The sequence below is a fragment of the Enterobacter cloacae complex sp. HYC074_NIDB genome (assembly GCF_056673345.1).
Genome location: NZ_CP114214.1, coordinates 572,026 through 595,827, shown reverse-complemented (window position 1 = coordinate 595,827; position 23,802 = coordinate 572,026). Strand labels below are relative to the sequence as shown.

The window sequence follows — 23,802 nt, the reverse complement described above, 5'->3', positions numbered from 1 at the left end:
GTGGCGGCTTCGCCTTACCCGGCCTACGTTCGGATCGTAGGCCCGGTAAGCGCAGCGCCACCGGGCTTGCCGTTACTGCCACCCATACCGACGGCTATAAAACCCCTTCACCATCTGCGTCAGCACCATGTAACCCGCGAGGATCGCCACCAGCCATGGGAAGTAGCTCAGCGGTAGCGCCTGAAGTTGTAGGTAGCTTGCCAGCGGCGAGAACGGCAGCGCGATCCCGAGCGCCATCACAATGCCCGTCATCACAATCAGCGGCCACGCGGCACGGCTCTGAATGAACGGAATGCGGCGGGTGCGGATCATGTGCACAATCAGCGTCTGAGACAGCAGCCCCACCACGAACCAGCCGGACTGGAACAGCGTCTGGTGTTCCGGGGTGTTGGCGTGGAACACAAACCACATCAGGCAGAAGGTCAGAATGTCGAAGATGGAGCTGATCGGCCCAAAGAACAGCATAAAGCGCCCCAGATCGGCGGGGTTCCAGCGCTGCGGCTTCTGGATCTGCTCGTCGTCGACGTTATCAAACGGGATGGCGACCTGAGAGACATCGTACATCAGGTTCTGGATCAGCAGATGCAGCGGCAGCATCGGCAGAAACGGCAGAAACGCGCTCGCCACCAGCACGCTGAAGACGTTGCCGAAGTTCGAGCTGGCGGTCATTTTGATGTATTTGAGCATATTGGCGAAGGTGCGACGCCCTTCGATGACGCCCTCCTCCAGCACCATCAGGCTCTTTTCCAGCAGAATGATATCCGCCGCTTCGCGGGCAATATCCACCGCGCCGTCTACGGAGATACCGATATCCGCCGCACGCAGGGCTGGCGCATCGTTGATGCCGTCGCCCATAAAGCCCACCACGTGCCCTTCGCGACGCAGCAGAGTGACGATGCGTTCTTTATGCATCGGCGTCAGGCGGGCAAACAGCGTGGTGCGTTGGGCAAGGTCGGCCAGCTCATCGTCAGACAGGAGCTCAATGTCGCTCCCCACGACGACGTCGCCCGCGTCCAGGCCGACTTCGTGGCACACTTTGGCCGCCACCAGCTCGCTGTCGCCGGTGAGAATTTTGACGGTGATACCGCTCGCTTTCAGCGCTTTCAGCGCAGGTGCGGTGGTCTCTTTCGGCGGATCGAGGAATGCGATGTAACCCTCGAGGATCAAATCAGATTCATCGATACGCTGGTAGTCCCCTTCCCGCGCGGGCAGGAACTTGCTGGCTACCGCCACCACGCGCAGCCCCTGGCGGTTCAGGTTATCGGTGACGCGTTTGATGCGGCGCAGCATGGTCTCATCCAGCGGCACGATCTCGCCGTTATGGCGCACCTGCGTGGAAACATTCAGGATCTCCTGCAATGCCCCTTTGCAGATCAGCTGATGCACGTCCGGCTGCTCGCTGACCACCACCGACATGCGGCGTCGTTCAAAGTCGAACGGAATTTCGTCCACCTTCTGCCAGCGCCCGGAGAGCATGCGGGCAGACTCTTCATCCACACCTTCCAGCACCGCCACGTCGAGCAGGTTTTTCAGCCCGGTCTGGTAGTGGCTGTTCAGCCACGCGCTGTACAGCACGCGCTCGCTGGTTTTACCGGCGATGTCGGTGTGGTTCTCCAGCACGATTTTGTCCTGGGTCAGGGTGCCGGTTTTATCGGTGCAAAGAATGTCCATCGCGCCAAAGTTCTGGATGGCGTCGAGGTGTTTAACAATCACCTTTTGTTTAGAGAGTTTGACCGCCCCGCGCGCCAGCGTGGAGGTGACAATCATCGGCAGCATTTCCGGCGTTAAGCCCACAGCCACGGAGAGCGCGAACAGCGCCGCTTCCCACCAGTCGCCTTTGGTGTAGCCGTTGATCAGCAGGACAATCGGCGTCATGACCATCATAAAGCGGATCAGCAGCATGCTGACGCGGCCAATGCCTTTCTGGAACGCATTCGGCTCGCTCTCCTGCTCGCTGACGCGTCCGGCAAGCTGTCCAAACCATGTATTGCCGCCGGTGGCGGTGACAATCGCCTGCGCGGTGCCACTAACCACCGTGGTGCCCATAAAGCACAGGGTGTCGCACTCCAGCGGGTTCATCTGCTGCGGATCGCGGGTCCGCGCCACCTTCTCTACGGGCAGGGATTCACCGGTGAGTGACGCCTGCGCGACGAACAGATCCCGCGCCTGGATGATACGTAAATCCGCCGGGATCATGTCCCCCGCCGCCAGCTTCACCAGATCGCCCGGCACCAGCTGGTCAATGGGAAGCTCAATCCAGGCGTTTTCGCCGAGGTCGTTAATCACGCGCGACACGGTGGCGGTGTTGCTGACCATCGCTTTCAGCGCATCCGCCGCTTTGGTGGAGCGCGCTTCCTGAATAAAGTTCAGCAGCGTGGAGATCCCTACCATCAGGGCAATCACGCCTGCGGCAAACAGATCTTCAGTGGCGTAAGAGATAATCCCGAGCACCGTCAGCAGCAGGTTGAACGGATTGCGGTAGCAGAGCCACAGGTGGACCCACCAGGGAGAGGGTTTCTGCGCCGGGATCTGGTTATCGCCATGTTCCGCGCGGATTTTTGACACTTCTTGCGCGTTCAGCCCTTCCGGGTGGCCGCCAAAGGCGCGCCAGACTTCGTTTTCATCCATCGCCGCCACGTTCAGGCAGCGCTCGGTCAGGGAGGTGGGAATCGCCGCTCCCGCCATGGTGTTGGCATTTGGCAGCGGATCGCGCGCAATCAGGCGATGTGGCAGGTGACGGCTCAGCAGCGCTTGCAGCTGCCGGGTGATATTTTTCAGCATAGTCATTCCCCCGCATCCGCAAAGGCGGACGCAGTCTTTCCCGCAGGCGTGGCAAAGCCGTACCTGTCAGGCACTTAATTTATCAAGCAGGAACGTATGAACGTTGCTGCCTCACGCCGGTGAGACAGCAAAAAGCTGGCTTACCGGTAAGAAGGTTTTCTCCGGGTCAGGAGAGGTGTGGGATCGGGATCCATGTGGCCTCCGGTAAGTAAAAAGTTGGGTATCGGCGCGCAGTATAGAGATTTATCCATACCGTTTGTGACTAATCGGGCGGTATTATAACGCCCTGCAAATAAACCGAACGTAAACCAGACTTTGCCCATAGCGAATTCGCAGGATAGCATTAGGCTCAATTGATTATTTTATCGTTGTTACAGGGAATACAGCATGCAGAACCGCCTTACGATTAAAGACATCGCGCGTTTAAGCGGCGTGGGGAAATCGACTGTCTCACGCGTGCTGAACAACGAAAGCGGTGTCAGCGAGCGCACACGCGAGCGCGTCGAGGCGGTGATGAATCAGCACGGTTTTTCCCCTTCCCGCTCCGCGCGCGCCATGCGCGGGCAGAGCGATAAAGTGGTCGCCATTATCGTCTCGCGTCTGGATTCCCTCTCCGAAAACCTCGCCGTACAGACGATGCTGCCCGCGTTCTACGAGCAGGGCTACGATCCGATCATGATGGAGAGCAAGTTCTCCGCGCAAATGGTGGAGGAGCATCTCGGTATGCTTCAGCGCCGTAATATTGATGGGGTGGTGCTGTTCGGATTTACCGGCCTAAAAGAGGACGTGCTTAAACCCTGGCAGCCGTCACTGGTGCTGCTGGCGCGCGACGCAAGCGGGTTTGCCTCTGTCTGTTACGATGACGAAGGGGCGATCGTGATCCTGATGCAGCGCCTGTATGAACAGGGCCATCGGCATATTAGCTATCTCGGCGTGCCGCATGCCGACATCACCACCGGCAAGCGTCGCCATGAAGCGTACCTGGCGTTTTGTAAAAAACACAATCTCCCCGCCGTGGCCGCGCTGCCCGGTCTGGGTATGAAACAGGGATATGAACAGGTCGCCAGCGTGCTGACGCCACAAACCACCGCCCTGGTATGCGCCACGGATACCCTTGCATTGGGTGCGAGCAAATATTTGCAGGAGCAGCGCATCGGGGAGCTGCAATTAGCGAGCGTGGGAAGCACGCCGCTGATGAAGTTCTTACACCCGGAGATTATCAGCGTTGATCCGGGTTACGCCGAATCTGGCCGGCAGGCTGCCGCGCAGCTGATCGAGCAAATTACCGGGCGTACCGAGCCCCGTCAGATCGTTATCCCAGCCCATCTCTCATAATTCTTTTGAATAGATTATTGTGATCTTCGCCCGATTTCGGGAACGTTCCCATTTTCGCCGTCACGTTGAAGGAGTAGGCTTGCGCACAGGTCATAACCCCTATCACCATCTGTCATGAGGTTTCATGATGAGTAAAGTCAAACAAACAGATATCGATCAGCTGATCGTCCTGGTCGGCGGACGCGACAACATCGCCACCGTCAGCCATTGCATTACCCGCCTGCGCTTCGTGCTGAACGATCCGGCCAAAGCCAACCCGAAGGCCATTGAAGAGCTTTCCATGGTTAAAGGCTGCTTCACCAATGCCGGGCAGTTCCAGGTGGTGATTGGTACCGAAGTGGGCGATTACTATCAGGCTCTGCTGGCGACTACCGGGCACTCTTCCGCAGATAAAGAGCAGGCGAAGAAGGCCGCGCGTCAGAATATGAAATGGCATGAGCAGCTGATTTCCCATTTTGCGGAGATCTTCTTCCCGCTGCTGCCAGCGCTGATCAGCGGGGGCTTAATTCTGGGCTTCCGTAACGTCATCGGCGATGTGCCAATGAGCGACGGCAAAACCCTGGCGCAGATGTACCCGGCGCTGCAAAGTATCTATGACTTCCTGTGGCTGATTGGCGAAGCGATCTTCTTCTATCTGCCGGTCGGAATCTGCTGGTCCGCGGTGCGCAAGATGGGCGGAACGCCAATTCTCGGTATCGTGCTCGGCGTGACGCTGGTCTCTCCGCAGTTAATGAACGCTTACTTACTTGGTCAGCAAACGCCAGAGGTGTGGAACTTCGGCCTGTTTACCATCGCCAAAGTGGGCTATCAGGCGCAGGTAATCCCGGCATTGCTGGCGGGTCTGGCGCTGGGCTTTATTGAGACGCGCCTGAAGCGCATCGTGCCGGATTACCTGTATCTGGTGGTGGTCCCGGTCTGCTCGCTGATCCTGGCGGTGTTCCTGGCGCACGCCTTTATCGGTCCGTTTGGCCGCATGATTGGCGACGGCGTGGCCTTCGCGGTCCGTCACCTGATGACCGGCAGCTTCGCGCCAATCGGTGCCGCGCTGTTTGGCTTCCTCTACGCTCCGCTGGTGATCACCGGCGTGCACCAGACCACGCTGGCGATCGATATGCAAATGATCCAGAGCCTCGGCGGTACGCCTGTCTGGCCGATCATCGCCCTGTCTAACATTGCGCAGGCCTCAGCGGTAACCGGCATCATCATCGTCAGCCGTAAGCACAACGAGCGTGAGATCTCCGTTCCGGCTGCCATCTCCGCTTACCTCGGCGTCACTGAACCGGCGATGTACGGTATCAACCTCAAATACCGCTTCCCGATGCTTTGCGCGATGATCGGCTCCGGTCTGGCGGGCCTGGTGTGTGGACTGAACGGCGTGATGGCGAACGGGATTGGCGTCGGCGGCCTGCCGGGCATCCTCTCCATCCAGCCCGCTTACTGGCAGGTGTTTGCCCTGGCAATGGCCATCGCCATCATCGTCCCAATGGCGCTGACCACCGTGGTTTACCAGCGTAAGTTCCGTCAGGGCTCGCTGCAGATTGTTTAATTCTCTCTTTCGGGGCGCAGTTGCGCCCCTTCGCATTTGCAGGAACGCACTATGAATACCCTTCCTCACTGGTGGCAGAACGGCGTCATCTATCAGATTTACCCAAAGAGTTTCCAGGATACCACCGGCAGCGGCACGGGCGATCTACGCGGCGTAACGCAGCGCCTGGACTACCTGAAAACCCTCGGCATTGACGCTATCTGGCTGACGCCGTTTTATATCTCGCCGCAGGTGGATAACGGTTACGACGTGGCGAACTACACTGCCATTGACCCGACCTACGGCACGCTGGACGACTTTGACGAACTGGTTGCCCGGGCGCATGAACACGGTATCCGCATCGTGCTGGATATGGTCTTTAACCACACGTCCACGCAGCACGCCTGGTTCCGCGAGTCGCTGGATAAAGCGAGTCCGTACCGCCAGTTCTATATCTGGCGCGACGGTACGCCGGATACGCTTCCCAACAACTGGCGCTCCAAATTTGGCGGCAACGCCTGGCGCTGGCACGCCGAAAGCGAGCAGTATTATCTGCACCTGTTCGCACCGGAGCAGGCGGATCTCAACTGGGAAAACCCGGCGGTGCGCGCCGAGCTGAAAAAAGTGTGCGAGTTCTGGGCCGATCGCGGCGTGGACGGCTTGCGTCTGGACGTGATTAACCTGATTTCAAAAGATCAGGATTTCCCGGACGATACCCTCGGCGACGGTCGCCGCTTCTACACTGACGGGCCGCGCATCCACGAATATCTTCAGGAGATGAGCCGGGACGTCTTTACCCCGCGTAACCTGATGACGGTGGGCGAGATGTCCTCCACCTCGCTGGAGAACTGCCAGCAGTACGCGTCTCTTGATGGCCGCGAGCTGTCGATGACCTTTAACTTCCACCACCTCAAGGTGGACTACCCCGGCGGCGAAAAATGGACGAAGGCAAAGCCGGACTTCGTGGCGCTGAAAACCCTTTTCCGCCACTGGCAGCAGGGGATGCACAACAAAGCCTGGAACGCGCTGTTCTGGTGTAACCATGACCAGCCGCGCATCGTGTCGCGCTTTGGTGACGAAGGGGAACACCGCGTGGCGGCGGCGAAAATGCTCGGTATGGTGCTGCACGGGATGCAGGGCACGCCGTATATCTACCAGGGTGAAGAGCTGGGTATGACCAACCCGCATTTCAGCCGTATCACCGACTACCGCGACGTGGAAAGTCTGAACATGTTCGCCGAACAGCGGGCTAACGGACGCGATACCGATGAACTACTGGCGATTCTGGCGAGTAAGTCACGCGATAATGGCCGCACGCCGATGCAGTGGGACGCCTCGCATAATGCGGGCTTTACCGAGGCCGAGCCGTGGATTGGCGTTTGCGACAACTACGAAACCGTGAATGTCCGCGCGGCGCTGGACGACCCCGATTCGGTGTTCTACACCTACCAGTCGCTGATTCGCCTGCGCAAAACCCTGCCGGTACTGACGTGGGGGGATTATGAGGATCTCCTGCCTGACCACCCTTCCCTGTGGTGCTATCGCCGCCAGTGGCAGGGGCAAACGCTGATGGTGGTGGCGAACCTGAGCCATTTGCCTCAGGAATGGCAAGCGGACGCTCTCAGCGGCGAGTCGCAGGTGGTGATAAGCAACTACCCCGCCCCTCACACCTCAATGCTTCGTCCGTTTGAAGCCGTGTGGTGGCTAAAGCAGTAATTCCTCCGCCGGGCACGATGCCGTGTCCGGCTTACTTTGCTGTTTTTGTTGAATAATTAATCAGATTTTTCCTTCGCGTCTTTACAATTGCCCCAGCGCCCGCCGTTTGTACTCTCGTCTTTTTACTTTGTCCTGCATCAAAAAAATCGCAAACATGTTTGATGCAAATCACTATATGTAGCACTTAAAATGCACGCCGACCCAACATATTGTATTTATCGTCTACTATTCCAACAACAAGACGGCGCTTACGCTGGCCGGAATTGTGGATAACACGGGCTGGGCACGCGGGAAGTCTTTGCCGCGGCGAGGAATACGCCCGGTGAATACTTCTCCACCTCTGTGGATAACCTGTTTTTAAAATGGAGTGATCATGACACCGCATGTGATGAAACGTGATGGCTGTAAAGTGCCGTTTAAATCAGAGCGCATCAAAGAAGCCATTCTGCGTGCAGCTAAAGCAGCGGGAGTCGATGACGCAGATTACTGCGCCACCGTCGCAGAAGTCGTTAGCAGCCAGATGCATGAACGCAGCCAGGTGGATATCAACGAGATCCAGACCGCGGTTGAAAACCAGCTGATGTCTGGTCCGTACAAGCAGCTGGCGCGCGCCTACATTGAGTATCGTCACGACCGTGACGTCCAGCGTGAGAAACGGGGTCGCCTTAACCAGGAGATCCGCGGCCTGGTAGAGCAAACCAACTCGTCGCTGCTCAATGAAAATGCCAATAAAGACAGCAAAGTGATCCCGACCCAGCGCGACCTGCTGGCCGGTATCGTCGCCAAGCACTATGCCCGTCAGCATCTGCTGCCGCGCGATGTAGTCTCGGCGCACGAGCGCGGTGAGATCCACTATCACGATCTCGACTACTCGCCGTTCTTCCCGATGTTTAACTGCATGCTGATCGACCTGAAAGGCATGCTGACCCACGGTTTTAAAATGGGTAACGCCGAGATTGAGCCGCCGAAATCCATCTCCACCGCGACGGCGGTCACGGCGCAGATCATCGCCCAGGTGGCGAGCCACATCTATGGCGGCACCACTATTAACCGCATTGATGAAGTGCTGGCCCCGTTCGTGACCGAGAGCTTCAACAAACACCGTAAAACGGCGGAAGAGTGGCAGATCCCGAATGCTGACGGTTACGCCCGTTCCCGCACCGAGAAAGAGTGCTACGACGCCTTCCAGTCGCTGGAATATGAGGTAAACACGCTGCACACCGCCAACGGCCAGACGCCGTTTGTGACCTTCGGGTTTGGCCTCGGCACCAGCTGGGAATCACGCCTGATCCAGCAGTCTATTCTGCGCAACCGTATCTCCGGCCTCGGTAAAAACCGTAAAACGGCGGTGTTCCCGAAACTGGTGTTCGCCATTCGCGACGGCCTGAACCACAAGTTTGGCGATCCGAACTACGACATCAAACAGCTGGCACTGGAGTGCGCGAGCAAGCGTATGTACCCGGATATCCTCAACTACGACCAGGTGGTAAAAGTCACGGGTTCGTTTAAAACGCCAATGGGCTGCCGCAGCTTCCTCGGCGTGTACGAAGATGAGAACGGCGAGCAGATCCACGACGGGCGCAACAACCTGGGCGTCATCAGCCTGAACCTGCCGCGCATCGCGCTGGAAGCCAAAGGGAATGAAGCGGCCTTCTGGACGCTGCTGGATGAACGTTTACAGCTGGCACGTAAGGCGCTGATGACCCGCATCGCCCGTCTTGAAGGGGTGAAAGCCCGCGTCGCGCCAATTCTCTATATGGAAGGGGCCTGCGGCGTGCGCCTGAAAGCGGACGATGATGTGTCGGAGATCTTCAAAAACGGTCGCGCGTCGATCTCTCTTGGCTATATCGGCATTCACGAAACGATTAACGCGCTGTTTGGCGACAAGCATATCTATGACAACGACGCCCTGCGTGAGAAGGGTATCGCGATTGTGCAGCGCCTGCGCGATGCGGTAGACCAGTGGAAAGAGGAAACTGGTTACGGTTTCAGCCTGTACAGCACGCCGAGTGAAAACCTCTGCGATCGCTTCTGCCGTCTGGACACCGCCGAATTCGGCATCGTGGAAGGCGTGACCGACAAAGGTTACTACACCAACAGCTTCCACCTCGATGTGGAGAAGAAGGTGAACCCGTACGACAAGATCGACTTCGAAGCGGCTTATCCGCCCATCGCGAACGGCGGTTTTATCTGCTATGGCGAGTACCCGAACATTCAGCACAACCTGAAGGCGCTGGAAGACGTGTGGGATTACAGCTATCAGCACGTGCCGTACTACGGAACCAACACGCCAATTGACGAGTGCTACGAGTGCGGCTTTACCGGTGAGTTCGAGTGCACCAGCAAAGGCTTCACCTGTCCGAAATGCGGTAACCACGATGCAGCCCGCGTCTCCGTGACCCGCCGCGTGTGCGGCTACCTCGGCAGCCCGGATGCCCGTCCGTTTAACGCCGGTAAGCAGGAAGAGGTGAAGCGCAGGGTGAAACATCTGGGGAATGGGCAGATCGGGTAAGTTCTGCGCAGGGTGTCCCCCCACCCTACCCCTCTCCCTCAAGGGAGAGGGAACCGATCGAGCACATTGTTATTCCGGCCACCGGTTTTCTCCCTCTCCCTGTGGGAGAGGGCCGGGGTGAGGGCATCAGGTTAACGCTATGAATTATCACCAGTACTACCCCGTCGACATCGTCAACGGCCCCGGCACCCGCTGTACCCTGTTTGTATCAGGCTGCGTTCACGAGTGCCCCGGCTGCTACAACAAAAGCACCTGGCGCCTGAACTCGGGTATGCCGTTTACCGCTGAGATGGAAGACCGCATCATCAACGACCTGAACGACACGCGCATCAAACGCCAGGGGATCTCGCTCTCCGGCGGCGACCCGCTCCATCCGCAAAACGTGCCGGAGATCCTGAAGCTGGTAAAACGCATCCACCACGAGTGCGCGGGAAAAGACATCTGGGTCTGGACGGGCTATAAGCTGGATGAACTGAATGCGCAGCAGATGGAAGTGGTGGATCTAATTAACGTCCTGGTCGACGGCAAGTTCATGCAGGATCTAAAAGATCCTATGCTTATCTGGCGCGGCAGCAGCAACCAGGTTGTGCATCATCTGCGTTGAATGAAGGCGGATATCCTCTGTCCGCCTGAACGTCAAAACCGACTCAAACTCTCCATCGCCACAGCCTTAAACGCCGCAAAATTCTTGCACTGGCACAGGCGCGCCATCGCGCGTTCACGCAGGAAAGTGACAAAGATGTCGTAAATCGCCATTGCCTCTTCGTACTCGCTTTTGCTGATGGCGAGCAGGAAGATGACATGGGCGGTTTCATCTCCCCACTGAATGCCCTGCGGCGCCAGCACGGTGTAGACCACCGTTTTTTGCGCCAGCAGGCCGAGGGAGTGCGGCAGCGCAATGCCGTCGCCGAGCATGGTGCTGACGATGGCTTCACGCTCGATAACCGAATCCAGAAACTCCGTACCGACAAAGCCCTCTGCTTCAAGCTGTTCACACAGCTCGCGGAACAGCGTTTGCTGGTCGACAGGCTTGTCGATAATGCGGAAATGGGCCGCGTCGAAGTATTTTTCCAGCATCCACGGCCGGGTGCGGTCCACCAGCACCAGCTTGCCGATCTGCTCTAACTGATAATCGGTCGGGAACGGGGCGATCATCACCACCGGTTTGGATTTTTCGCTCACACGGGCGGTGGAGATCACAAAGTCTTCGCCAATGGCATCGGCAAGCTCGTACTCGCGAAGGGTGAGCGTGCGCGTCACCTCAATCTGCGGGTATTTACGCTGAAGTACCGCCTCGATCATGCGCACCATCGCGTTACCTGCGTCGCATACCAGCAGCACCCGCGGCTGGCGCTGGTAGCCGATGTTGTAGTGGCGCTCCAGCCCGACGCCGATATGCAGCACCAGAAAACCAATTTCGTTTTCGCTGATCACATACGGGGTGTATTTTCCCCAGCTCGACACCGCCGCGAGGGTCATATCCCACGCCATCGGGTAGTGCTGCTTGATGTTATCCAGCAACGGATTGGGGATCATGATTTGATACCGCACGCGGGTAATCATGGTTTTGATGTGCGTGAGCAGATCTGCATGCAGTTGCTCGTCGCTCAACAGGTTGTAGTTATAGTGGGTGTTGATGTAGCGCAGAATGTAGTTGACCAGGGCTTCGTCGTCGTCAGCGTTAATGGCGCTCGGGGCGATCTCCTGGATCTGCCGCGCCGCAATGTGCACGCACAGCCAGCTCTCTTCTGACGGCGACAGCGCTTTGCCCGCCAGCTCCTGGATAGCCACCGCGATATCTTTCGCCGCCTCATGCACGTTCTCTTCCACGTCTTCCGCGTGGAATTCCGGCAGCGGATACCCTTCGCTGATGCGCCGCACCGACACCGCGCAGTACAGGCGCAGGAACAGCTCGCCTTCGTCGGTCAGGCGAATGTGATGGCGCGTCAGCGCATCGTGCAGCACCGGCACCATCTTTTCCGCCACGCCCGCGTTCAGCGCCACGTCGGTCACCAGCGGGTTCAGGCTGTCCTGCTGCGCCAGCTCCCACAGGAGGTCGGTCAGGCAGGCGCGTATCGCCATCTCGCTGCCAAACAGCTTCATGCCGTGGCGAGGGCGGGTTTCCAGCGTCAGGTTGTAACGGTGAAACCACTCGCGCACTTCCACCATGTCGCTCTGCAACGTGGCCCGGCTGACGAACCACTCATCGGCCAGATCCTCCAGCTTGATGGAAAAGGCTGACGTCAGAAAACGCACCACCAGATAGTGCACGCGCTCAGGTCCGGTTCGCGGAATACGCAGCGCGCGCGGGTGGGACGCCTGCAATTGCTGATAGCGCGCCACATCATTAATTTTGAGCTGATAGCCGTTGCCCCGGCTCAAAATGAACTGCGCGCCGTGGCTGGCCAGCAGCGCGTTCAGGGCGGTGATATCCGCCCGGACGGTTCGCGTGGAAACCGACAGCCGCTGCGCCAGCTCGTCCTGCGGCAGCGTCTCGTTTTGCAACAGATCGAAAAGTTGCGCTAAACGTTGGTTCGGAAATCGCACGTCGTTGTCCTCTTACGGCTTAAGGTGAAATGACCATCTGGGATGGGCTGCCGACCGGGGTATAGTCTGGCTCGGCGCTCAGCTTGCCGTCCGGTGCCACGCGGAAACGGGTAATGTTGTCGCTGCGCTGGTTCATGACGTACAGCCAGCGACCCTGCTTATCGAGCGTCAGGGTGCGCGGATAGTCGCCGCGCGTCCAGACATCATCCTGATGCGTCAGCGTACCCTCTGCCGTTACGGTAAAGTGCCCGATGCTGTTATGCAAACGGTTAGCGACATACAGCTGTTTCCCGTCGGCACTTAGCGCCAGCCCGGCAGCAAAACTGGTGCCTTTATAACCGTCCGGCAGGGCTGAAACCGTTTTACCCTCTTTCAGCCTGCCATTACTGTCCAGCGCATAATGGGTGAGCGTAGACGCCTCTTCGTTAATCAGCCACAGGGCATCACCTTTCGGCGTAAAGACGAAGTGGCGCGGCCCGGCCCCTTTTGAGGAGGCGCTGATAAACGGCGGATCGTTCGGAGTCAGCTTCCCGGTTTGATCGTCAAAACGGTACTGATAGATGCGATCCAGCCCCAGATCGGTGGAAAAAACGTATTTCCCGCTCGGATCGGCGGCGATCATGTGCGCATGCGGGCCGTTATGATCGCTGATGGCGAAACTGCCCTCGACGGCAGCTTCCGGCTTCGCCGCGCCCGGTTCGCCTTTGTCCTGATGGGTGTCCGTAGCATCGCTCAGGCTGCCGTCTGCGTTAACGGGCAGCACCGCGACAGTTCCGCTGATGTAGTTTGCCACCAGCAGATGTTTACCGTTCGGCGTCAGGGAAAGATATACCGGCCCCGCGCCGCCGGAGGCCACCTGATTCAGCTCGCTCAGCGTGCCGTTATCGCCGATGCGCAGCGCCTGCACCACGCCCTGCTCCACTTCGCTTGCCAGATAGAGCGTTTTGCCGTCGTGTGAGACGGTTAACTGCGCGGCGTTCGGCAGCTTGCTCACCAGCGTTTTATCGTTCAGCGCACCGGTTTGCGGGTCGACGGTAAAGCGGTACAGCCCTTCGCCGTTGGGGTTGTAGGTGCCCACCCAGGCGTACTGGTTTTGAGCAATAGCAGAGGTAGCAAGTAAAGAGAGTGAAGCAACAAGCAGGGTACGGGTGTGCATGGTGGCTCCTTCGGGTGTGTGCGGTTTGTTTCCCCTCACCCTAACCCTCTCCCCAAAGGGGAGAGGGGACGATTACACCCTCTCCCCTTTGGGGAGAGGGCTGGGGTGAGGGGCAGGTTTTACTTCACCAGCTTCTTCGTCATCGCCAGCAGCGTGCGCACATCTTCTGGGCGCGTATCACCGCTGGCTTTATCGATAATCGAGCTGTAGATATGCGGGATGATTTTGCTCACGCCCGCGTCGAGGGCGATCTGCAAGATCGCCTCGAAGTTCTCCAGATCGATTCCCCCGGTCGGCTCCAGCCAGAAGTCGTGACGGGCGCAGGCTTCCGCCACCGCCTGGTATTCGTCACGGCATTTCAGGCCGCCCATCGGAAAGTACTTGATGGAGCTCCCGCCGAAATCTTTCAGCAGGGCGATGGCGGTTTCAACCGGGACAATGCCGTCCGGCGCGTTGCTGCTCAGCGGGCCGGTGGAGATTTTCACCATCCCGACGGTACCGGTCGGAGAGACCAGACCGTTGACCACGGAGTCATTTTGCCCCAGCAGCGCGCGGCTGGTGGCCACGCCGGTAAAGACCTGGTTAACGTGCTGCGGCTGCACCTGGCGGGAGATTTCACTCACCATCGCCGACTGGTTCGGATCGCCCGCGCCCAGGCCAACGGAGAGCGCGTTATCAATCAGCTTCGCGTATTCACGCATATCCGCGACCGCGCTCGCCACGTCCGGGTAATTTTTGGAGAGCACGCCCACCAGCACGTGGCCTTCCGCCGCCTCATAGATGGCGCTGGCGTTGGCCTTTGAGCCTGCCAGCACGTTCAGACAGACGCGGTCACGGTAAAAGTTGGGGGTCAGTTTCATGCGTTTTTCTCCTGTCCTAATACTTCACTAATGCGGCGGTACACAATGTTCAGCTGGTCAGCGTTTACGCTGCGCACGTCCGCCTCAATAATCCCTTCGTTGGCCTTGTAGCCACGGAAATAGATGGCGTATTCGCCCTGCTTGAGCGCATTCACCAGGTCACCCGTGCCGACGCCGGTGGTGGCTTCGTCGAACTTAATTTCGGTGCGGGCGATGTCGCGTCCGGCGCTGTCCCAGACCACGCGCGCGGTCACACCGTTAAGGGTGTTGAGCGCCTCGATAAACGGCGTCATTTTCGCCACCATCTCGGCGCCGCTCTCCTTGGTGGCCGTCAGGTAGTGTTCGATGGCGCAGGTCAGGCCAAGAATGCCCTCTTTGCCCACCTTCATCGCGCGGCCAATGCCCGCCGTCTGGCGCTTCACCCACTCAACGTACTGGGTTTTGCCAATCACCAGGCCGCTGGTTGGGCCTTCGATCGCCTTCGCGCCGCTGTAGATCACCAGATCGGCGCCGGATCGGTAATAGGTATGCAGATCTTCTTCCGCCGCGGCATCAACGATCAGCGGCAAGTCGTGTTTACGCGCGACAACCGCCGCCTGCTCGACGCTGAGCATGCTTTTCTGCACGCAGTGGTGCGATTTAATGTAGAGGATAGCCGCCGTGCGCGGGGTGATCGCCGCCGCCAGCTGATCGGCGGAACATTCGTTGGCGTAGCCCGCTTCCACCAGCTTGCCGCCGCCAAGCGCCACCATGGTGCCCACCGGCGCGCCAAAATTCACGTTGTGGCCTTTCGGCAGGACGATCTCGTTATTTTCAATCGGTGTGACGTGCAGGTTTTCCAGCAGCCAGTCGCTGTCTTTCACCAGCACAGCCGCCACGGACTGGGCAATGCCCGCCGACGCGCAGGAGACCACCGTCGCCCCTTCCACCTCCAGCAGCTTCGCGATGTATTCCCCGGTTTTATTGACCAGATCCTTCATCTCGAAATAGTGATTCATGCCGTCCATCGCCGCCTGCACCACTTCCGGGCGCGGCGTGGAGACACCCAGCGCCGTCATGCGGCCAGAGGTGTTGATAACCTGCTTTAAGTTGTACTTCTCATAAATCGAAGGCATGTTCCGTGCTCCCTTGTTCGGTCATGTAGCCCTTGCCCGCGCGGATCGCGGCAAGCGGCACCAGAATGTGTTCAGCCTGTAGGCTGTCGTTTTCGGCATCCGTCAGCACCGTCGGCTGGCGCTTGAGGGTAAACAGCGTCAGATCGGCGTCGAGGCCAGGCTGAATGCGGCCTTTGCGCGTCAGGCGCAGGCCGTCGGCGGCGTTGGCGGTGACGCAGTCAATCACCTGCGGCAATGACATGCCGATGGCGAGGAATTTCGACATCACGCTTGCCAGCGAGCCGACCGGGCCGTTGATGCGGTTGCGGCAGTAAATATCCGAGCTGATGGTGTGCGGCAGAATGCCCATCGCAATAGCGCGCTTCGCCACTTCAAAGCTGAAGCTCGCCGTACCGTGGCCAACGTCCAGACGCACGCCGCGCTTCAGGGCGGAGGTAATGGAGGCACGCAGCTCGCCGGAGGGCGTCAGGATGCGGTTTGGCTTGCCGTTGTAGCAGTGGGTGATGATGTCGCCGGAGCTCAGCAGCTCGGCGATTTCGTCGAGGTTCGGCGGGTTGTTGCCAATGTGCACCATCAGCGGCAGGTCGCCGTTCTCTTTCTGGATCGCTTTCGCGCGCGCCAGCGGGGTGATGCCGTTTTCACCGACCACGCTGCTGCTCATGCGCGCCTTCAGGCCGACGATAAAATCAGGATGCCGTTTCACCGCCTCTTTCACCGCGTCGGCGTCAATATTGGCCATATTGGCCAGCTCGTTCTGGGCGATCAGCCCCACGCGGGAGATGTTCAGCAGGGCAAACACCTCGGTGGAGGCTTTGCGGGTGATGGTGTAGAAATCGTCCACGTCGTCGGCCCCGGTGCTGCCCGCGTCCACCACGGTGGTGACGCCGGTGGCAATGCCCACGCTGTCCGGCTCGTCGTGGTAAATCGGGGAGTTCGGGTAGCAGTGGACGTGGGAGTCAATCCAGCCCGCGCTGACGAACACATCACCGTTAAGCTCAACCGTTTTACGGGCGGGAGCGTCAATTTCGCCCGTCGCGGCGATCTTCCCGTCCTGAATGGCGATATCGGTCAGGGTATCGTCGGCGAGGCGCGCACGGCGCAGGAGTAAATCAAACATGGGGTTCTCCTGATAGGGCGGGCGCCGGAGCGCCCGCGGGTATTAAAGGGCGACCGGGAACAGCCATCCCAAAATCATTGCGCCGAGGATGGCGCCACCGGTAATCGGCTTCTGCCAGATGTAGAACAGCAGCGCGCCTACCAGGGAACCGACGCCGATTGGAATGGAGGCGGTCATGGCGCTGAGGATAATCAACGGCCCGAGGAAGCGGCCGGAGGCGTTACCCGCGCCCATCATCACGTCTGCGCCGTAGGTGGAGTTGCTCTGGTTGATGGTGAACTTACGCGCCAGGATGATGACGTAGCCAATCGCCAGACCAATCACCAGGCCGGTAATCAGCGAGGCAATGAAGTTGGTCACCGGGAACATGATCCCCGCGCCCAGCAGCAGCGCCGGTACGCCGAGGCCCACGCCGGTCTGGATCGCCCCGCCGATATCAAGAATACCTACCAGCGACCCTTCGATAATTCGGGCGAACAGGAAGCTCGCGCCAAATGCCGCCACTGCGCCGTAAACGCCGGTATCAATGCCCGCTTTCAGCATCGCCACGAAGGCCACTTCGTTAAACGCGCCGATGCCGTAGAGGTAGTACATGTGCGTCCCGGCAAAGACGCCGGAGGAGAGCAGGCCAACGAAGATCGGGAACGACCAGTCGGCATACCAAAAACCTTTATTCTGTTCCATGTCGAGGCTCCTGTTATTTACCGCTGAGCGAGTTGTGGATCATGTCGAGCCAGTTCGGCACGGTCAGATGGAAGGATTCGATCATCTTCATGTCGAAGCCGCGGAAGAAGCCGCTCAGCACGAAGAGCAGAACGATCGCCCCCATCATCACTTTGGTGACGTGGTTCCAGCCGCTCTCCTCCACGCCTTTACCGATCAGAATACCCAGTACCAGACCCGGTACGGCGTTACCCATGATCAGCTGTGCCGCGCCGCCAAAGATGGTGGCCCAGAAGCCCGATTTTTTACCCGCGTCGATGGCCGCCAGCCAGAAGATTACCGGCATCACGGTGTTGACCAGCAGGTTCGCGGCAGGCACCAGCACCTTCACGGCGGTGACCTGAAGCGCTGCGGGCACGGAGGAGGCGGTCAGGTTAAGGAAGGTCACGACAATCATGCCGATGATGCCGCAGGCAATCGCCATTTTGCGCGGGTCATGCAGCGTTTCACCGACGTTACGGTTTTTGATCATCAGCGCGGCAGCACCCCAGTTTGGGATGATGCGGTGGTCAACGTCCTGTGTGAAGGCACCTGCGGCCACGGAAGAGGCCCAGGCGTTAAAGAAGAAACCTAACCCAAAGGAGAAGTGGGACGCCGGATCCCCTTCGCAGGAGTTCAGTTCCCCCAACGTACGAAACGCGCCCATACCCTGAGTGGTAGGCGCATGAAACATGCGTGCAGCCCCGGCCCCGACACCGACGCCTACCAGGCCGCCGATGATGAGCGATTTTATTAATATAATTAAGAACATCAGTCTGCCCTTTTATGAATAATCAGCGTTGCGTGACGAAATCCACCTGGTCGAGATTGATGGCTGTCACGTTGACGGTCACATCCAGCTCCACGCTGTAGGTGCGTCTTTCCCGGCGCAGAAAGAAGAACAGAAACGCTTCTTTTCGCACCGCTTCTTGCGCCTGAACGACCTGCACATCCTGTGGCTCAATACGCAGTAAGATATGCGGTGAGGTTTTCATCACCGCGGCCTGAACGTGGTTGAGCGCGTCGGCAAAGGCGCGCGCTTTGGCGTCGCCCTTCCCCTTCACTCTCACCGTGGTTGTGAACTGTTCTTTCATGCTTACGCGCCGTATTTCTTCTGCCACGCCTGTACCAGACGCTCGCCCAGCTCTTCTTTATCCATAAAGCCAAAGCCCAGCACGTTGCAGCCTTCGTTGATGGCGGTCACACCCTCATCCACGGAGCGCATTCCGTATTTGGCCTTGTAGCCATATTTGGTCTGAGCGGTGATGGCGCCCGCGCCGCCGCTGCCGCAGAAGGAGATGCCGAAGGTGGCGTTTTCCGCTTTCATCACGTCACCGAGCTTCATATCCGCTGCCATGCCCGGTACGACAACCGCGCGTCCGCCGGCTTTTTCCACACCCGCAGCCACTTTCTGACCTTTACCCAGGCGATCGCCAATCACGACTGTAATCTGTTCCATGTGTTGCTCCTTAAAGGTTGTCTTTCGCGACTTCGAAGTGAACGGAGAGCAGCCAGGCCTCTTCATCAGGAAGGTTGCCGAACTGCGCTACCACTTCACGGGCAAGTTGCATTGAATCTGGTGAAATTTCGTCGAACAGCTCTGCTTCAACCTCCGGCAGCGGCTCGCCGGTCACGGACCGGTGCGCCATTGCGCGAACGTGGGAGGTCAGCATCTGCTCCTGTACCGCGTTGGGGATGATGTTGTGCCGGGCCAGCAGGGCGTAGACCTGCTGAAGCATGGTGTTCGCGAGCTGTTCTGTTTGCACCGCCTGTTCCCCAACGTCGTTCATTACCGCTCCGTTAATCACTCGTCTTACCCCGTTAATGGCTCTGGAATAAAACTAACGTCGAGGGGGAATTGTTTGTAGCGAGTTGTTTTCCACTTCGAAGTGGAAAGGCGAGCAGCGGCAGTGATCTGTGCCACATAAATGCGGTGAATCTGTATAAATCGCTGGATTTACGTGATGAATATCACGCTATTACGCGGTATTAGACTGCTAAGCGGAGTGGAAAAGATTACGAGCAGGCTCGTAGAAATGTGACGTGGATAAGGTTTTCTTATGGAGATTCGCTAGAGTGGCGGCGGGTGCTTGAGACTGACCGTCTCAGGCATGGGACGGAAAGTGGAAAGCCCCGCCTGATAAAAAATCAGGGCGGGGGCTCGAAACGACACGTCACACCGTGGAGTTCGCTACCTCGCCCGCTTTAAAGCAAGGAGGCATCCATGAAACGCAGAAACCCAAGTATCGGGGTTTTGATGATTATTTCTTTGACAATAATCATCTTAACGCTGGTGACGAGGAAAACACTGTGCGAGATCCGTTTTCGTAATGGCTCGCTTGAAGTGACAGCGCGGATGGATTGTCGCTCCGGCAAGTAGGGAGCAATGATGCGGGGGCGCATCATGCGCCTCCGCATACTGAGAGAGGACGTACAGCTCAGGCACCCAATTAACGATACTTCTTGTGATACGCGTTGCGGGTCGCCGCAAACTGATCGGCTGCCGCCTGGGCTTCCTTCACTTTGCCTTCGTTCGCCAGCTTCAGCGCGCCGTCAATCTGGCCGACCAGCACGTCAAAGCCGTGGCGGTAGTCTTTCATCTCGGCGCTGTCTGCCGCTTTGCTTTCCAGCTTCGGCGGCGTCGCTTTTTGCGCATCCAGCGCAGCTTCACGCATCTTCGTCAGTGCGTCTTTCATTTCCGCCGCATTGTCGGTTTTCTGCACCACCTTCAGATTTTGACTGAGGATGTCCATGTTGTCTTCGAGATCGGCAGCAAACGCAGATGAGCCAAGAACCAGCGTTGAAGCCGCGACGATCGCTAACAGGTGTTTACGCATTGCTCACTTCCTTTTTTATTATTAATCACGCTTTTAAGGGGATTATTGCCCGGCGATTTTCATCTCAGGCAGTAATACAGAACCACACTGAATATTGCTGCGTGTTTCAATATCGTTACCGACCGTAACAATATTGCGCCACATGTCCTTGAGGTTGCCGGCGATGGTGATTTCGCTCACCGGATACTGAATTTCACCGTTTTCGACCCAGAAGCCCGCTGCACCGCGAGAGTAATCGCCGGTGATACCGCTCACGCCCTGCCCCATCAGCTCGGTGACCACCAGGCCGGTGCCCATCTCTTTCAGCATCTGTTCAAAATTCAGGCCCTGTCCGGCAATGCGCCAGTTGTGGATGCCACCCGCGTGCCCGGTGCTTTTCAGCCCCAGCTTACGCGCAGAGTAGTTGGTCAGCAGCCACTGGGTCAGAATGCCGTCTTTCACGATATCCCGGCGTTCCGTGCGTACGCCTTCGCTGTCGAACGGCGTGGAGGCCAGCCCTTTCAGCAGGTGTGGGTGCTCTTCGATGGTCAGCCATTCCGGCAGGATCTGCTTGCCCAGCGAGTCGAGCAGGAAGGTCGATTTACGGTAAACGGAGCCGCCCGCGATAGCGCCCACCAGATGGCCAAACAGGCCGGTCGCCACTTCGTTGGCAAAAATCACCGGGGCTTTCATGGTGGAGAGTTTACGCGGCGACAGGCGAGACAGCGTGCGTTCGGCGCACGCTTTACCCACCCACTCCGGAGACTGCAAATCCCCCAGCGCGCGGCCAATGGTATAGGCGTAATCGCGCTCCATGTCGCCGTTTTCTTCGGCGATGACGCAACTGGAAAGCGAGTGGCGGGTTGAGCAGTACCCCTGCAACATTCCATGGGAGTTACCAAACACTTTAATGCCGTAGTGGCTGTTAAAGCTGCCGCCTTCGGTATTGGTGATGCGTTTGTCAGCCTGCAAAGAGGCCTGCTCGGCACGCGCGGCCAGCTCAATGGCTTCATCCGGCGTCACTTCCGCGGGATGGAACAGATCGAGATCCGGCGCGTCAAACGCCAGCAGCTCTTTATCGGCCACGCCAGCGTAAGGATCCGGGGAGGTGTAACGCGCGATATCCAGCGCCGCCTGCACCGTACGGGCGATGGCATCCGGGCTGAGATCGGTAGACGACGCGCTGCCTTTGCGATTCTGGTGATACACGGTGATCCCCAGCGCGCCATCGCTATTAAATTCTACATTCTCCACTTCGCCATAGCGGGTGCTCACGCTAATGCCGGTGGTTTTGCTGACCGCCACTTCGGCGCCATCTGATTTACCTGAAGCAAGCGTCAGCGCGGTGGAGACGGCTTCTTCCAGAATCTTACGCTGCGCTTCAACTTGTGAGGTTACTTTCATCGCAAATGCCATACTGTAAGAGAGAGTTAAGTGAAGTCTAACAGAGAACCGTTTTTCAGTGCGCGTCTTAACTGGTAACATTAGCCTCTTTTTTTAAGGAGCCTGACATGACTAAGCAGCCCGAAGACTGGCTCGACGACGTTCCCGGTGATGACATCGAAGACGAAGATGATGAGATCATCTGGGTCAGTAAAAGTGAAATTAAACGTGACGCCGAAGAGTTAAAACAGCTTGGCGCAGAAATGGTAGAACTGGGTAAAAACGCGCTGGATAAGATCCCGCTCGACCAGGATCTGCGTGATGCCATTGAACTGGCACAGAAAATCAAGAAAGAAGGGCGTCGCCGCCAGCTTCAGCTTATCGGGAAACTGCTGCGTCAGCGCGATGTTGAGCCGATCCGTCAGGCGCTGGATAAACTGAAGAACCGCCACAACCAGCAGGTTGCGCTGTTCCATAAGCTGGAGCAGATCCGCGACCGTCTTATCGAGCAAGGTGATGACGCGGTACCTGAAGTGCTGAACCTGTGGCCGAATGCCGACCGCCAGCAGCTGCGTTCTTTGATCCGTAACGCGAAGAAAGAGAAAGAAGGGAATAAGCCGCCGAAGTCTGCGCGCCTGATTTTCCAGTATCTGCGCGAGCTGTCTGAGAACGAAGAGTAAACCCCTCACCCCAGCCCTCTCCCCAAAGGGGAGAGGGAGAAGAGATAATGTAGGCCCGGTAAGCGCTAGCGCCACCGGGTCTTTTTTTACTCTGCGGACGCGGCTTTCTTCGCCAGACCGTCCAGCAGCTTCTGATGGATACCACCAAACCCGCCGTTGCTCATCACCAGAATGTGATCGCCAGGCTGTGCGGCTTTCACCACCATATCCGCTAAGACATCCACGTCCGCACTCCAGTGCGCTGGCTGAATGCAGGCGTCGGCCACTTCGGCCACCTGCCACGGAATATGCTGCGGTTGCAGCAGGAAGACTTCGTCGGCACGCCCTAAGGACGGCGCGAGATCGTCTTTGCAGATGCCCATTTTCATGGTGTTCGAACGCGGTTCCAGTACGGCCAGAATGCGCGCGGTGCCGCCAACTTTGCCACGCAATGCGGCAAGCGTCGCCAGAATGGCCGTTGGGTGGTGCGCGAAATCGTCATACACCGTCACACCGTGGGCTTCGCCACGTAGCTCCAGACGGCGACGGGCGTTGATAAACGTGCCCAGCGCATTGGCGGCATCCGCAGGCAGTACGCCAACGTGACGCGCCGCGGCGATCGCCATCAGGCCGTTGTGCATGTTGTGCTCGCCCACCAGGCCCCACTTCACCTCGCCCACTTTCTCACCGTCGAGCAGCACTTCCCATTCGGAGGCATCCGCGTTGAGCTTTTTCGCCTGCCAGTGCCCCTGCTCGCCCACCAGCTCCTGCTCGCTCCAGCACCCCATTGCCAGGGTCTGCTTCAGGTTGATGTCGTTCTCCGGCAGGATAATGCGGCCCTGACCCGGAACAATGCGCACCAGATGGTGGAACTGTTTCTGAATCGCTTTCAGGTCGTCAAAGATATCAGCGTGATCGAACTCAAGGTTGTTGAGGATCAGCGTGCGTGGGCAGTAATGCACGAACTTGGAGCGCTTGTCGAAGAACGCGCAGTCGTATTCATCTGCTTCAATCACAAAGAACGGGCTGTCGCCCAGACGCGCGGAGACGTCGAAATTGCCCGGCACGCCGCCGATCACAAAGCCCGGCTTGTAGCCGCAGGCTTCGAGGATCCAGGTCGCCATACCGGCGGTGGTGGTTTTGCCATGCGTCCCGGCAACGGCGACAACCCAGCGGTCGCGCAGGACAAAATCATGCAGCCACTGCGGGCCAGACATGTACGGGATATTGCGTTCCAGCACCGCTTCAACGCATGGATTCCCACGGGTCATGGCGTTACCCACGATCACCAGATCCGGCTGCGGCTCCAGCTGGCTGGCGTCGTATCCCTGAATCAGAGAAATTCCCTGCTTCTCGAGCAGCGTGCTCATCGGCGGATACACATTGGCGTCCGAACCTGTCACTTCATGGCCCAGCGAGCGCGCCAGCATTGCCAGTCCGCCCATGAAAGTGCCACAAATCCCCAATATATGAATGCGCATACGTCACTATCCTTCTTCAATGTGGCGCACATTTTACTCACATGTCAGCGGCTGTGAAACGCATTTCAGGTAAATCCGTATTTTGCTGGCGCGATTC

General features: G+C 58.2%; 21 protein-coding genes. 7 read left to right on the top strand and 14 right to left on the bottom strand.

What is annotated here, in order from left to right; all coding sequences use genetic code 11:
- Positions 1–72: 72 nt before the first annotated feature.
- Positions 73–2,781, bottom strand: coding sequence for a magnesium-translocating P-type ATPase (gene mgtA / locus O1724_RS02880; protein ID WP_045350684.1), 2,709 nt, complete (start codon positions 2,779–2,781; stop codon positions 73–75).
- A gap of 387 nt (positions 2,782–3,168) precedes the next feature.
- Here mgtA and treR point away from each other — a divergent pair, with 387 nt between their 5' ends.
- The 5 genes from treR (at position 3,169) to nrdG (ending at position 10,473) form a co-directional block, all read left to right on the top strand.
- Complete coding sequence (treR, locus tag O1724_RS02875; protein WP_015572520.1) at positions 3,169–4,116, top strand: trehalose operon repressor TreR; 948 nt, start codon at positions 3,169–3,171, stop codon at positions 4,114–4,116.
- A gap of 127 nt (positions 4,117–4,243) precedes the next feature.
- A complete protein-coding gene (gene treB, locus O1724_RS02870) occupies positions 4,244–5,662 on the top strand; it encodes a PTS trehalose transporter subunit IIBC (RefSeq protein ID WP_045330778.1) in 1,419 nt (472 codons plus the stop codon).
- A gap of 51 nt (positions 5,663–5,713) precedes the next feature.
- Entirely contained in the window at positions 5,714–7,357 is a 1,644-nt protein-coding gene (treC, locus tag O1724_RS02865; RefSeq protein WP_048241489.1) for an alpha,alpha-phosphotrehalase, read from the top strand.
- 373 nt (positions 7,358–7,730) lie between these two features.
- Entirely contained in the window at positions 7,731–9,869 is a 2,139-nt protein-coding gene (gene nrdD / locus O1724_RS02860) for an anaerobic ribonucleoside-triphosphate reductase (RefSeq protein ID WP_003863406.1), read from the top strand.
- A gap of 139 nt (positions 9,870–10,008) precedes the next feature.
- On the top strand, positions 10,009–10,473 hold the full coding sequence (gene nrdG / locus O1724_RS02855; RefSeq protein WP_003856093.1) for an anaerobic ribonucleoside-triphosphate reductase-activating protein: 465 nt from the start codon (positions 10,009–10,011) through the stop codon (positions 10,471–10,473).
- A 32-nt stretch (positions 10,474–10,505) separates the two neighbouring features.
- On the opposite strand, the gene O1724_RS02850 is transcribed toward nrdG, so the two are convergent.
- From O1724_RS02850 to O1724_RS02805, 10 genes are all read right to left on the bottom strand, one after another.
- Positions 10,506–12,416 carry a BglG family transcription antiterminator gene (locus O1724_RS02850; protein ID WP_126297122.1) on the bottom strand — a complete coding sequence of 637 codons (1,911 nt, stop codon included), beginning with the start codon at positions 12,414–12,416 and terminating at the stop codon, positions 10,506–10,508.
- A gap of 19 nt (positions 12,417–12,435) precedes the next feature.
- On the bottom strand, positions 12,436–13,572 hold the full coding sequence (locus tag O1724_RS02845) for a lactonase family protein (RefSeq protein ID WP_023324063.1): 1,137 nt from the start codon (positions 13,570–13,572) through the stop codon (positions 12,436–12,438).
- A gap of 119 nt (positions 13,573–13,691) precedes the next feature.
- A complete protein-coding gene (dagF, locus tag O1724_RS02840; RefSeq protein ID WP_023315284.1) occupies positions 13,692–14,432 on the bottom strand; it encodes a 2-dehydro-3-deoxy-phosphogluconate aldolase in 741 nt (246 codons plus the stop codon).
- Positions 14,429–15,547, bottom strand: a complete 1,119-nt coding sequence (locus O1724_RS02835) for a DgaE family pyridoxal phosphate-dependent ammonia lyase (RefSeq protein WP_032608372.1) — start codon at positions 15,545–15,547, stop codon at positions 14,429–14,431. The genes dagF and O1724_RS02835 overlap by 4 nt, the downstream gene beginning before the upstream one ends.
- A complete protein-coding gene (locus tag O1724_RS02830; protein ID WP_063978780.1) occupies positions 15,531–16,664 on the bottom strand; it encodes an amidohydrolase/deacetylase family metallohydrolase in 1,134 nt (377 codons plus the stop codon). The genes O1724_RS02835 and O1724_RS02830 overlap by 17 nt, the downstream gene beginning before the upstream one ends.
- Positions 16,665–16,706: 42 nt before the next feature.
- Positions 16,707–17,348, bottom strand: coding sequence for a DUF4310 family protein (locus O1724_RS02825; protein ID WP_003856081.1), 642 nt, complete (start codon positions 17,346–17,348; stop codon positions 16,707–16,709).
- A gap of 13 nt (positions 17,349–17,361) precedes the next feature.
- Positions 17,362–18,138 (bottom strand): DUF4311 domain-containing protein, encoded by a 777-nt coding sequence (locus O1724_RS02820; protein WP_058652376.1) that lies wholly within the window; start codon positions 18,136–18,138, stop codon positions 17,362–17,364.
- A gap of 22 nt (positions 18,139–18,160) precedes the next feature.
- Positions 18,161–18,460, bottom strand: coding sequence for a DUF4312 family protein (locus O1724_RS02815; protein ID WP_023324060.1), 300 nt, complete (start codon positions 18,458–18,460; stop codon positions 18,161–18,163).
- Positions 18,461–18,462: 2 nt separating this feature from the next.
- Complete coding sequence (locus O1724_RS02810) at positions 18,463–18,825, bottom strand: SFCGS family glycine-rich protein (RefSeq protein WP_006810339.1); 363 nt, start codon at positions 18,823–18,825, stop codon at positions 18,463–18,465.
- 10 nt (positions 18,826–18,835) lie between these two features.
- On the bottom strand, positions 18,836–19,174 hold the full coding sequence (locus tag O1724_RS02805) for a PRD domain-containing protein (RefSeq protein ID WP_026080657.1): 339 nt from the start codon (positions 19,172–19,174) through the stop codon (positions 18,836–18,838).
- A 416-nt stretch (positions 19,175–19,590) separates the two neighbouring features.
- Between O1724_RS02805 and O1724_RS02800 the strand changes: the two genes are divergently transcribed.
- Positions 19,591–19,746: a Hok/Gef family protein gene (locus tag O1724_RS02800; protein ID WP_017383916.1), complete on the top strand. Its 156-nt coding sequence runs from the start codon at positions 19,591–19,593 to the stop codon at positions 19,744–19,746.
- Between the two features lie 70 nt (positions 19,747–19,816).
- On the opposite strand, the gene cybC is transcribed toward O1724_RS02800, so the two are convergent.
- Both cybC and pmbA read right to left on the bottom strand, forming a co-directional pair.
- Positions 19,817–20,203: a cytochrome b562 gene (gene cybC / locus O1724_RS02795; protein WP_022650280.1), complete on the bottom strand. Its 387-nt coding sequence runs from the start codon at positions 20,201–20,203 to the stop codon at positions 19,817–19,819.
- A 42-nt stretch (positions 20,204–20,245) separates the two neighbouring features.
- A complete protein-coding gene (pmbA, locus tag O1724_RS02790; RefSeq protein WP_015572506.1) occupies positions 20,246–21,598 on the bottom strand; it encodes a metalloprotease PmbA in 1,353 nt (450 codons plus the stop codon).
- Positions 21,599–21,693: 95 nt separating this feature from the next.
- On the opposite strand from pmbA, the gene yjgA reads away from it, so the two are divergent.
- Positions 21,694–22,245, top strand: a complete 552-nt coding sequence (gene yjgA / locus O1724_RS02785) for a ribosome biogenesis factor YjgA (RefSeq protein WP_003856072.1) — start codon at positions 21,694–21,696, stop codon at positions 22,243–22,245.
- Between the two features lie 86 nt (positions 22,246–22,331).
- Here yjgA and mpl read toward each other — a convergent pair whose 3' ends face one another.
- On the bottom strand, positions 22,332–23,705 hold the full coding sequence (gene mpl / locus O1724_RS02780; RefSeq protein ID WP_126297123.1) for a UDP-N-acetylmuramate:L-alanyl-gamma-D-glutamyl-meso-diaminopimelate ligase: 1,374 nt from the start codon (positions 23,703–23,705) through the stop codon (positions 22,332–22,334).
- Between the last annotated feature and the right edge of the window lie 97 nt (positions 23,706–23,802).